The organism is Streptomyces sp. NPDC028722, from assembly GCF_040637655.1.
Classification (GTDB): Bacteria; Actinomycetota; Actinomycetes; order Streptomycetales; family Streptomycetaceae; genus Streptomyces.
This window is the reverse complement of record NZ_JBEZWU010000018.1, coordinates 171,333-182,031: the sequence shown is the minus strand read 5'-3', so window position 1 is coordinate 182,031 and position 10,699 is coordinate 171,333. Positions and strand designations below refer to the sequence as shown.

Annotated in this window: 5 protein-coding genes; 4 read left to right on the top strand and 1 reads right to left on the bottom strand. The window is 73.6% G+C overall.

Annotation, left to right across the window (positions count from 1 at the left end):
- Positions 1 to 141 precede the first annotated feature (141 nt).
- The 4 genes from AB0F03_RS25780 to AB0F03_RS25765 all read left to right on the top strand — a co-directional run bounded on the left by AB0F03_RS25780 (position 142) and on the right by AB0F03_RS25765 (position 8,571).
- A complete protein-coding gene (locus tag AB0F03_RS25780) occupies positions 142 to 5,412 on the top strand; it encodes an amino acid adenylation domain-containing protein (protein ID WP_361995989.1) in 5,271 nt (1,756 codons plus the stop codon).
- Between the two features lie 98 nt (positions 5,413 to 5,510).
- Positions 5,511 to 7,061 carry an MFS transporter gene (locus tag AB0F03_RS25775; RefSeq protein ID WP_361995987.1) on the top strand — a complete coding sequence of 517 codons (1,551 nt, stop codon included), beginning with the start codon at positions 5,511 to 5,513 and terminating at the stop codon, positions 7,059 to 7,061.
- The gene (locus AB0F03_RS25770; RefSeq protein WP_361995986.1) at positions 7,058 to 8,140 is read left to right on the top strand and encodes an NAD(P)/FAD-dependent oxidoreductase; all 1,083 of its coding nucleotides are present in this window, start codon (positions 7,058 to 7,060) and stop codon (positions 8,138 to 8,140) included. The genes AB0F03_RS25775 and AB0F03_RS25770 overlap by 4 nt, the downstream gene beginning before the upstream one ends.
- Positions 8,137 to 8,571 carry a hypothetical protein gene (locus tag AB0F03_RS25765; protein ID WP_361995984.1) on the top strand — a complete coding sequence of 145 codons (435 nt, stop codon included), beginning with the start codon at positions 8,137 to 8,139 and terminating at the stop codon, positions 8,569 to 8,571. Before AB0F03_RS25770 ends, AB0F03_RS25765 begins: the two co-directional genes overlap by 4 nt.
- 110 nt (positions 8,572 to 8,681) lie before the next feature.
- Here the strand turns inward: AB0F03_RS25765 and AB0F03_RS25760 are convergent, their stop codons facing one another.
- Positions 8,682 to 10,340, bottom strand: a complete 1,659-nt coding sequence (locus AB0F03_RS25760) for a long-chain fatty acid--CoA ligase (RefSeq protein WP_361995983.1) — start codon at positions 10,338 to 10,340, stop codon at positions 8,682 to 8,684.
- Positions 10,341 to 10,699 lie beyond the last annotated feature (359 nt).

Below are 10,699 nucleotides of genomic sequence, written 5' to 3'. Positions count from 1 at the left end.
ATCGACTGGCAAACCCTCCTCACCCCCTACCACACCAAACCCACCGAACTACCCCCCTACCCCTTCCAACACCAGCACTACTGGCTCACCCCCGATCCTGCCGTCGTCACGGTGAGCGGGCCGCGCCCGGAGGGGCAACCGGTGGAGCCGGTACGTCTGTTGGGCGTACGGCTGCCGTCGCCGCTGGCGCAGGCGCAGTTCGCGGCCCGACTCGACCCGGCGGCGCATCCCTGCCTCGGTGACATCGTGGTCGGGGGACGGCCGGTGGTCGGTGCCGGGGTGTTCCTGGCGTCGGCGATCGAGGCGGTCACCGAACTGGCCGGGCCGGGACCGGTGTCCGTCGAGGAGCTGGAGCTGCCGCTCGATCTGGTGCTCGCCCCGGCCGGCGCCGACCCGTCGGCGCTCACCGAACGCGCCGTCCAGCTCGTCGTGGACGAAGGGGCGTTCCGGTACTACGCGCAGGACGCGGCCGGTGGTTGGCGGCTGCACGCGGAGGGGCAGGTCCGCTCGGGTGCGCCGGCCGCGCCGACGGTGGCGCTCGCGGTGGTGGAGTCGGGCCGGGAGCTGAGCGGGGACGAGCTGTACCGGTTGCTGTGGCAGCGTGCGTTGTACCTGGGTTCGTCCGTCCGCTGGGTGGAGCGGATCAGGCTCGGCCGGGACGAGGCCACGGCTGTGATCCGGGCCGCCGTGTCGGGTGAGGCGGAGCCCTATCTGCTGCACCCCGGGCTGGTCGACGCGATGTTCCACACCGCGCTGGCCTGCTTCCCCGTGGGCGGACCGGCCCTCGTGCCGGTCGGGCTGGACCGCTTCGTCCACTACCGCCGCGGTGGCCCCGGGGACGGTCTGCGCTGTCATGCGGAGCTGTTCGACGGTGGCGCCCGGGCGCGTGTCCGGCTCGTCGCGGCAGACGGGCGGCTGGTGGCCGAGGCCGACGGTGTGCGGTTCGCTCCGGCCGCTGCCCGGCCCGGTGCGGAACCCACGGCCGTACCCACGTCTGGGGTGGTGCCAGGGCCGCGCGCGCGGACCGTGGACCTGACGGCCCCCGCTGCCGAGCCGGCAGGCGTGGCCGAAGAAGTGCCCGCCCTCACGCCCGAGACGGTGCGGGCGTACGTGGCACGGACCGTGGCGCAGGCGCTGGGTATGGAGGTGGCCCGGTTCGACGGGCGCCAGCCGTTGCAGGCGCTCGGTCTCGATTCACTGATCGCGATGAAGATCCGGCTGGCCCTGAGCCGGCGGTTCGACGTGCTGCTGCCGATGACGGCGTTCCTCAACGGCCGCGGCGGCGACGACATCACCGACGACATCCTCTGCGCCCTCGGCACCGCGGCCGAAGCGGAGAGCGACCACGAAGCCGGGAGTGACCAGGAAGCCGGGAGTGACCACGAAGCCGACGGCGACGCGGCAGCCGGGCGGGCCGCCGAGGTCGCCGGCACCGAGCCCCGGGCCGAGGACGCGGAGCGTTACGAGCCGTTCGGGCTCACCGACCTTCAGCAGGCGTACCTCGTCGGCCGTGGTGACGTCTTCGAACTGGGCGGCACCTCCACCTACTTCCAGATCGAGATCGACCTGGAGAACGTGGACACCGACCGCCTCGCCGCCTCCTTCCGGGCGATGATCGAACGACACGACATGCTGCGGGCGGTCTTCACGCCCGAGGGCGAACAGCGTGTGCTGCGGGACGTGCCGGCCTACGTGATCCGGGAGAACGACGTCCGTGCGCTGGACCCGGCCGGGCGCGAGGCCGCGTTGACCGATGTCCACGAGGAGATGCGGCGGCAGGTGTTCGACACCGCCCGCTGGCCGCTGTTCGACGTGCGGGTGACCCGGGTCGACGACCGGGTGGTCCGGCTGCACGCCGGCTTCGACGCCCTCGTCATCGACGGTTTCAGCACGTCGATCCTGTTCAAGGAGTGGGCCGCGCACTACCGCGGTGAGAGTCTGCCCGAACTGCGGCTGCGCTACCGGGACTACGTCCGGCAGGCCCGTGCCCTGGAGAGCGGGCCCGAGTACGACCGGGCGCTGGCCTACTGGCGGGACCGGCTCGACACGTTGCCGCCGGCGCCGCAACTGCCCCTGGCGGTCGACCCGTCGAGTCTGGACCGGCCGGTGTTCCACCACCGGGGGGCGACCCTGTCGAGCCGGGACTGGTCCCGGTTCAAGCGGCACGCGGCGGCGGCCGGGGTCAGCGCGTCCGCGGCCCTGTGCACGGCGTACTCGCAGGTCATCGCGGCGTGGAGCGCCACCCCCGACTTCTCGCTGAACCTGCTGTTCTTCAACCGCCTGCCGCTGCACCCGCAGGTCGGTGACGTCATCGGCAACTTCTCCACCACCCTGCTGCTGGAGATCCGCGACGCGGCCACCGACACGTTCGCCGGCCGGGCCGAAGAGGTGCAGCGCCGGCTGTGGAGCGACATGGAGCACAGCCAGGTCAGCGGGGTGCAGGTGCTCAGGGAACTGAACCGGGCCCGGGGCGGATCGGTGCGGGCCGCCGCGCCGGTCGTCTTCACCAGCCTGGTGAACTTCGCCGGTCAGCAGGACACCGAGCGGCGGGGTGTCGTGCAGTATCTGGCCGGGATCGGGGAGAACGGCCGCCAGGTCAGCAGCTCGGTCCGCACCCCGCAGGTGTGGCTGGACCACCAGGCGGTGGAGGAGGCCGGTGAACTGGTCCTGAACTGGGACGTGATCGAGGAGCTGTTCCCGGCGGGCTGCGTCGACGCCATGTTCGCCGCCTATCTGCGGTTGCTGGACGACCTGGCGCGGGACCCGGGGGCCTGGCAGCGGCCCGTGCCCGTTCTCGTCCCGGCGGCCGATCTGGACGTGCGGGACGCGGCCAACGCCACCGACGGGCCCGTACCGGCCGGGCTGTTGCACGACGGGGTCCTCGCGCAGGCCGCGTCGCGGCCCGACGAGCCCGCGGTGATCACGCCGGCGCTGACACTGACGTACGCCGGTCTCGACCGGCGGTCCAACCAGGTGGCGCACCGGCTGCGCGCGCAGGGAGCCGGTCCCGGCGACCTGGTGGCCATCGTGATGGACAAGGGCTGGGAGCAGGTCGTCGCGGCGCTCGGCATCCTGCGGGCGGGGGCGGCGTACGTCCCGATCGACGCCGGGGTGCCCGCCGAGCGGCTGCGGGTGCTGCTGGACAGCGCCGGGATCAGCCGTGTCGTCACCCAGCCGTGGGTGGAGGACACCGCCGTGTGGCCGCGGGGCGTGGCCAGGACCGTGGTGCGGGCCGACGACGAGGGTGACGACCGGCCGCTCGGCCCGTGCGGCGCCGGACCCGCCGACCTCGCCTACGTGATCTTCACCTCGGGTTCCACCGGGCTGCCGAAGGGTGTGATGATCGAGCACGGCGCGGCCCTGAACACGGTGGTCGACGTCAACGAGCGCTACCGCGTCACCGCGACGGACCGGGCGCTGGGGCTGTCCGCGCTGAACTTCGACCTGTCGGTCTACGACGTCTTCGGTCTGCTGTCGGTGGGCGGCGCGCTCGTCCTGCCGGAGCCGTCCGCGCACCGCGAGCCGGCCCGCTGGGCGGAACTCGTCGCCGAGCACCGGGTGACCGTGTGGAACAGCGTGCCGGCGCTGATGGAGATGTTCACCGAACACGCCCTCGCGAACGGGCTGACCGGGCTGCCGGTAAGGCTGGTGATGATGAGCGGGGACTGGATCCCGGTGACGCTGCCCGGCCGGATCCGGCTGCTGCTGCCGGACGCCGAGCAGTGGAGCCTCGGCGGCGCCACCGAGGCGTCCATCTGGTCGATCTGCCAGCCGATCGGGCAGGTCGGGGAGGACTGGGTGAGCATTCCCTACGGCAGGGCGATGCGTAACCAGCGCTTCCACGTCCTCGACGGCGCGATGCGGCCCTGCCCGGTGTGGGTGCCGGGTGACCTCTACATCGCCGGTGTCGGTCTGGCCCGCGGGTACCTGAACGACGAGGCGAAGACCCGGGCCGCCTTCGTGCACCACCCGGTCACCGGTGAACGGCTGTACCGCACCGGTGACCTGGGGCGCTTCCTGCCGGACGGCACCATCGAGTTCCTCGGCCGGCAGGACTGCCAGGTGAAGATCCAGGGGTACCGGATCGAGCTGGGCGAGGTGGAGGCCGCCCTCACCCAGTGCGAGGGGGTGCGGGCCGCGGCGGTCGTCGCGGCGGGCGAACAGCACGGCCCCAAGCGGCTGATCGCCTACGTCGTCCTCGACGACGGGCGGGAGGACACCGAGGCCGGGATCACCGAGGCGCTGCGCCGTACGGTGCCCCGGTATCTGGTGCCGCAGCGGATCCTCGTCCTGGAGGAACTGCCGCTGAGCGACAACGGGAAGGTCCTGCGGGCGGCGCTGCCCGCACCGGACGAGGTGGCCGCCGAAGGCACCGGCTTCGTCGCGCCCCGCGACGACGTGGAGCGCCGGCTGGCGGAGATCTGGGCGGAGTTCTTCGGCATGGCCGAGGTCGGGGTGACCGCCGGTTTCTTCGAACTCGGCGGTGACTCGCTGCTCGCGGTGCGGCTGATGGCCAGGATCGCCCGCGGTCTGGGCCGCAGCCTGCCGCTGTCCACCCTCTTCGCCCGGCCGACCATCGAACTGCTCGCCCGGGCGGTGCGGGAGGCCGACAGCGGTGAAGGTGGCCGCACGGCACTGGTGCCGGTACGCACCACCGGCTCGCGACCCCCGCTGGTCTTCGTGCACCCGGTCGGCGGTGACGTGCTCTGCTACGCGGAACTCGCCGAACTCCTCGGTGAGGACCAGCCGTTCTACGCGATCCAGACGCCGGACGCCGAACTGCTCAGCGTCGGGGACATGGCCGCGCACTACGCGGCGGCCATCCGCGAGGCGCTGCCCGAGGGCCCGTACCGGCTGGGAGGCTGGTCGATGGGCGGGGTGATCGCCCTGGAGACGGCCGCCCAGCTCACCGCGGCGGGCGCCGAGGTGGACCTGCTGGCCGTGGTGGATCTGCTGGAGCCGCCCGGGCCGGCCGAGGGCGCACCCGTCACCGACGAGGTGCTGCTGTCCTGGTTCGCCCGGGACCTGGCGGGACTGGCCGGCGTGGACTGGGAGCTGCCGCCCGAGGCGTTCGACGGCCGCCCGCCCGTGCAGGTGCTGCACAGCGAGGCGTGCGCGGCGGGGGCGTTGTCGGACGATGTCGACCTCGGCACGCTGAGCCGTATCCTCACCCGGTTCCGGACCAACTACCGGGCTCTGCTGCGCCATTCGCCCCGCGCCTTCGCCGGACGGGTGCTGGCGCTGCGGGCCGCGGACGGCGGTGCGACGGCGGAGACCGCGTCGCGCTGGATGGCGTACTTCCCCGGTGACGCCGACCTCGTCGACGTTCCGGGCGACCACTACACGGTGATGCGCGGCGAGGGGCTGCGCGTGCTGGCCGGCGAGCTGCGCCGGGCACTCGACGCCAACTGACCGGTCGGCCGGGCCGTCTCACCGGCGGCCCGGCCGGTCCGCCCCGGACGGGACCTGCGGGTCCGGCGGGTCCGGTCCAAGGAGTGAGGACAACCGAAATGCGAACTGATCAGGCCGCCGACCCCAAACGGTGGCTGATACTGGGCGCGATGGCGTTGATGATGTTCATCGCGACCATCGACAACACGGTGATGACCGTGGGCCTGTCGTCGATCCAGAGCGGACTGGGCGAGTCCAACGCCCAGTTGCAGTGGTCGATGGACGCCTACACGCTCACCTTCGCCGCGCTGCTGTTCACCGCGGGCATCCTGGGTGACCGGTTCGGCCGGCGGCGGGTGCTGCTGGCCGGCCTCGTGGTCTTCCTCGGCGCGTCCCTCGCCGGCGCGTGGGCACCCAGCCCGGCCGAACTCATCGGCTGGCGGGCCGTGATGGGGGTCGGCGCCTCCGTCGTGCCGGGCTGCACGATGGCCGTGATCGCGAGCGTTTTCCCCGACGGGGAGCGGGCCCGGGCCATCGGCTACTGGTCGATGTCGGCCGGCATCGGCATCGCGGCCGGGCCGGTCGTCGGCGGCGCGCTGCTGTCCGCCTTCTGGTGGGGGACGCTGCTGCTGGTCAACGTGCCCTTCGCGGTCGTCGCGCTGGCGATGGTCGGCGTGCTGGTGCCGGCGAACCGTGGCTCCGGCGCTCCCCGGGTGGACGTCACCGGGGTGCTGCTGTCGGTCGGCGGTGTCGGCGCCCTCGTCTACGGAGTGATCGAGGGCGGTGAGGAGAACAGCTGGCTGGAGGGGGTCGTGCTCGGTCCGGTCCTGCTGGGCCTGGTCCTGCTCGCCGTGATGGTGCGGGCCGCCCGCCGCCGGGACCGGCCCGCGTTCGACCCGTCGCTGTTCGGCGACCGGCGGTTCGCGATCGGCGCGGCGGCGCTGGCCGCCTCGTTCTTCGTCGCGACCGGGGCGACGTACATCCTCTCCTTCTACCTCCAGCAGCTGCGGAACTTCACGCCCGTGCAGGCCGGGCTGCTGACGCTGCCGCTCGCGGTCGGCTCGACGGTGTCCGGCGCCGCCGCCACCCGGCTGATCGCCCGCTGGGGGCCCGCGGTCGCCCTGGGCGGCAGCGGGCTGCTGATGGCCGCCTGCTGCGTCTTCTACGCGGTGGTGGACGCCACCACCCCGGTCTGGGCCTTCGAGGCCGTGCACGCGCTGTTCGGGCTGGGTTTCGGGGCGACGTTCGCGGTGGGCATGGCGGCGACGATGTCGGCGGTGCGGCCCGCGAAGGCCGGCGCCGGGTCCGCCGTCGCCAACACGGTGCGGCATCTGGGTACGGCCTTCGGTGTCGCGGTGCTCGGCTCCGTCCTGGGGTCGGTGTACCGGCACTCGCTGGGCGGCGCGGCCGGGGGACTGCCCGCCGGGGCGCGGACGTCCCTCGGCGGCACGCTGCGGGCGGTCGTGCACGCTCCGCCGGGCGTGCGCGGAGCCGTGGTGGCCGACGCCGACAGCGCGTTCCTGACCGGGCTGCACGCCGCGATGTGGGTCGCGGCCGTGGTGTGTGCCGCCGCGTCCGCCGTCGTCCTGACCGGTCTGCGCGGCGGTCCGGTCCCGGCCCGCCCGGTCGGCGGCCACCGCCCGCGCGCGGTCGCCGGGGAGACCCGATGAGCGCGCTGCCGGCCACCGTGCCGGTCGCCGTCGTCGGGGCGGGCCAGTCCGGGCTCGCCGTGGGCTACTACCTGCGGCAGGCCGGCGTGCCCTGCGTGCTGCTCGACGCCGGGAGCGCGGTCGGCGAGACATGGCAGCGGCGGTGGGAGTCGCTGCGGCTGTTCACGTCCGCGCGGTTCTCCGCGCTGCCGGGTCTGCCCTTCCCCGGCCCCGGTGCGCGCTACCCAGGCAAGGACGAGGTCGCCGCGTATCTGCGGGAGTACGCGAGGCGGTTCGGGCTTCCGGTGCTGCCCGGCCACCGGGTGCTGGCCCTGCGCAGGGACGGCGACGGCTATCTGCTGACCACCGCGCACGGTGACTGCCGGGCCGGCCAGGTCGTCATCGCGACCGGCGCGTTCGGCACCCCGCGGATCCCGGAGTTCGCCGCCGCGCTCGCCCCGGACGTACGGTCCCTGCACACCGGTGACTACCGCGGCCCGGCGCAGGTCCCGCCGGGCACGGTGGTGATCGTCGGGGACGGCAACTCCGGGCGGCAGATAGCCGTGGAGCTGGCGGGCACCCACCGGGTGGTGCTCAGCTGCGGGGACACCGTCTCACCGGCGCTGCCGCAGACCGTCGTCGGGCGGGACATGTTCTGGTGGATGAGCGTCCTCGGCGTGATGAGCATGCCGGTGAGCATGCGGGCACCGGATCCGGTCGTCGGCGACCGGGTGCCCGCGCTGGTCGCGGCCGGCCGTATCCGGACGGTGGGCCGGATCACCGCGGCCCGGGGCACCGAGCTGCTGGTGGCGGACGGCGAGCGCCTCAGGCCGTCCGCGGTGATCTGGGCGACCGGCTACCGCACCGACTGGAGCTGGCTCGACCCGGCGATGCTCGACGAGGCCGGGCAGCCCCGGCACACGGAGGGCGTGGGCGCGCTGCCCGGCAGCTACTACCTGGGCCTGTACCGGATGCGCACCCGCGGTTCGGCGCTGCTCGGCTTCGTCGGCCGGGACGCCGAACGCATCGCGGCCGCGGCGGTCACCGCCGCCCGCGGCACTCCGGCCACTTCCCCCGCTGCGAAAGGCGAGCCCGCATGACCACGGTCACCGTCACCGAACTCGACGTCCTGGGAGCACTGCTGGCCTTCGACTTCATCGGGTTCGCGCAGAAGTCCACCGCCCTGGACCCCGCCGACCCGCACTACGGGCAGGCGGTCGGTGCGGCGTTCGCACTGGCGGTCCGCCGCCGGTTCCCACAGGGCGCGGCACCGGAGCAGGTCAGCGGCTACGTCGCCGGCGTGCTCGGCTCGCTGGAGGCCGGCGCGGAGGACTTCCCCCCGGCGTTCCTCGAAAGCCTGGTCACCGAGGGACTGCACGGCGGGGAGGCCTCCGGCGGGGGGCACGTGAACCCCGAGACGGTGCTCCAGGCCCGGCTGCTGCTGACCTTCCGCCTCGTACGGGAACTGGGTCTGGATCCGGAAGGACAGCGGGAGTTGCTGGCCGAGGCGGCCCGACGGGTGTCCGCCTGAGGCGTGCCGGGGTGAGCGGCCGCGCGGCCGGGGCTCCTCCTGAGCCCTGGCCGCGCGGGCTCCTCCCCCGGCCGCTGCGGGCCCCGGACGGCCGGGGCCCACAGCGGCGCTCACCGCTCGGCCGGCGGCCCGGGAACCTGCGACGGGGCCGAGACGCGCAGGGCACCGTCCGCGTACATGGCGCGCACCGACCGCTTGTCGTACTTGCCCACGCTGGTCTTGGGCACCGCGTCCACGAACGACCACCGCTCCGGGACCCACCAGCGGGCCACCCGCCCGGCCAGGAACTCCCGCAGCTCATCGACGCCGATGTCGGCGCCCGGCACCAACGACACACAGGCCAGCGGGCGTTCCTCCCAGCGCGGGTCGGGGACACCGACCACGACGGCCTCCAGCACCGCGGGATGCTCGATGATCGCGTTCTCCAGCTCGATGGTGGAGATCCACTCGCCGCCGCTCTTGATGCCGTCCTTGAGCCGGTCGCTGACCACCACCCAGCCACCCGGCTCGATCACTCCCAGGTCGCCGGTGCGCAGCCAGCCGTCGTGGAACTTCTCGGCGGAGTCGGGGGTGTTGTAGTAGGAGCCGGTCACCCAGGGCCCGCGCAGTTCCAGTTCGCCCACCGACGTGCCGTCCCACGGCTGTTCGGTGCCGTCCTCCGCGATCAGCCGCACCTCGACGCAGGGCATCAGCCGGCCGCTCTTGGCGAGCCAGTCGACCTCCTCCTCGTCGGGGGTGCCGTGCGGCGGGACCGCGAAGGTGGCCAGCGGGCTGGTCTCGGTCAGGCCCCAGCCCTGCTTCAGCCGGACGCCGTAGCGGTCCTTCAGCTGCTGGAGGAGGGCACGCGGTGGGGTGGCACCGCCGCAGCCGGCGAGCCGTACGCCGCTCAGGTCCAGCGGATGGTGCTCACCGTGGCGCACCAGGCTGTTCCAGATCGTGCAGATCGCCGCCACCCCGGTGGGCCGCTCCTCGTCGATGATCCGGGCCAGCTCCGGGGGGTGCAGCAGCCGCCCGTTCATGATCAGGTCGGCGCCCGCCAGCCAGGCCGCGTACGGCCAGCCCCAGGCGTTGGCGTGGAACATGGGCACGATCGGCAGGATCCGGTCACCGTCGTGCATCGCGAATCCGGCGCCGGACGACACGCCGAGCGTGTGCAGGAAGATCGACCGGTGGCTGTAGGCCACGCCCTTGGGATGGCCGGTGGTGCCGGTCGTGTAGCAGAGCGCTGCCGCCTCCCGCTCGTCCAGGTCGGGCCAGGCGAAGCCGGGCCGTTCGGCCGCCAGCAGCTCGTCCCAGCGGTGCACGGCGATGTGTCCGGGCAGGTCCGGCTCCGGCGCGTCGCCGATGACGACGACGTCGCGGACGCCGCCCAGCCGGTCCCGGAGCGGGGTGAGTGCCTTCAGCAAGGTCGCGTCGACCAGGAGGACGGCGTCCTCGGCGTGCTCGACGATGTAGCCCAACTGATCGGGGTGCAGCCGGAGGTTGAGGGTGTGCAGCACCGCGCCCATGCTCGGTACGGCGAAGTACGCCACGAGGTGCTCGGGGGTGTTCCAGGCCAGCGTGGCCACGCGCTCACCGGGGCGCACGCCCAGCCGGTGCAGCGCCGCGGCGAGCCGCTCGGCCTGGCCTGCGATGCCGGCGAAGGACTGCGAGGAACGGGCGGCCGGTCCGTCGGCACAGCGCACGACCTGGCTGTCCGCGTAGACGCGCTGCCCGTGACCGAGGATGTCGCGGACGAGCAGTGGACGGTCCTGCATCGTGCTCTTCATGGCGGCCCCTCGGAGGTGCGCGGTCAGGAGGTGCTCCGGCGTCGTACCACGGCTGCCGTCCGGGAGTCCCGGACGACAGGCCGGGGCCGCCCGAGGAGCCCTGGCGGCAGGCGGCGGGCCGGTGGCGTCACCTGCCGCCCGCCGCCTTCGTTCGTCGCTGAGGCCTGACGTTCGGATCATGCCGGGCTCGCGGGGTCCGGCACCGCTCCCCCACTGTCGGCTTCGCGCGCGGGGGAGGTGCCCCCACCGCCGCGTCGTCGTCGGTGGCCATGGCTCCGCCGTGGCGCCCTCCTCCGCCCTGCGACGCACGGCACCGGACCCCGCTCCCTGATCCGGCCAGATCTGAACGTAAGACCCTA

What these genes read in the sequence shown, in the direction of transcription:
- AB0F03_RS25775 (WP_361995987.1), top strand. Translation starts at nt 5,511, where the DNA reads ATGCGAACTGATCAGGCCGCCGACCCCAAACGGTGGCTGATACTGGGC.
- AB0F03_RS25765 (WP_361995984.1), top strand. Translation starts at nt 8,137, where the DNA reads ATGACCACGGTCACCGTCACCGAACTCGACGTCCTGGGAGCACTGCTG.
- AB0F03_RS25770 (WP_361995986.1), top strand. Translation starts at nt 7,058, where the DNA reads ATGAGCGCGCTGCCGGCCACCGTGCCGGTCGCCGTCGTCGGGGCGGGC.
- AB0F03_RS25760 (WP_361995983.1), bottom strand. Translation starts at nt 10,340, where the DNA reads ATGAAGAGCACGATGCAGGACCGTCCACTGCTCGTCCGCGACATCCTC.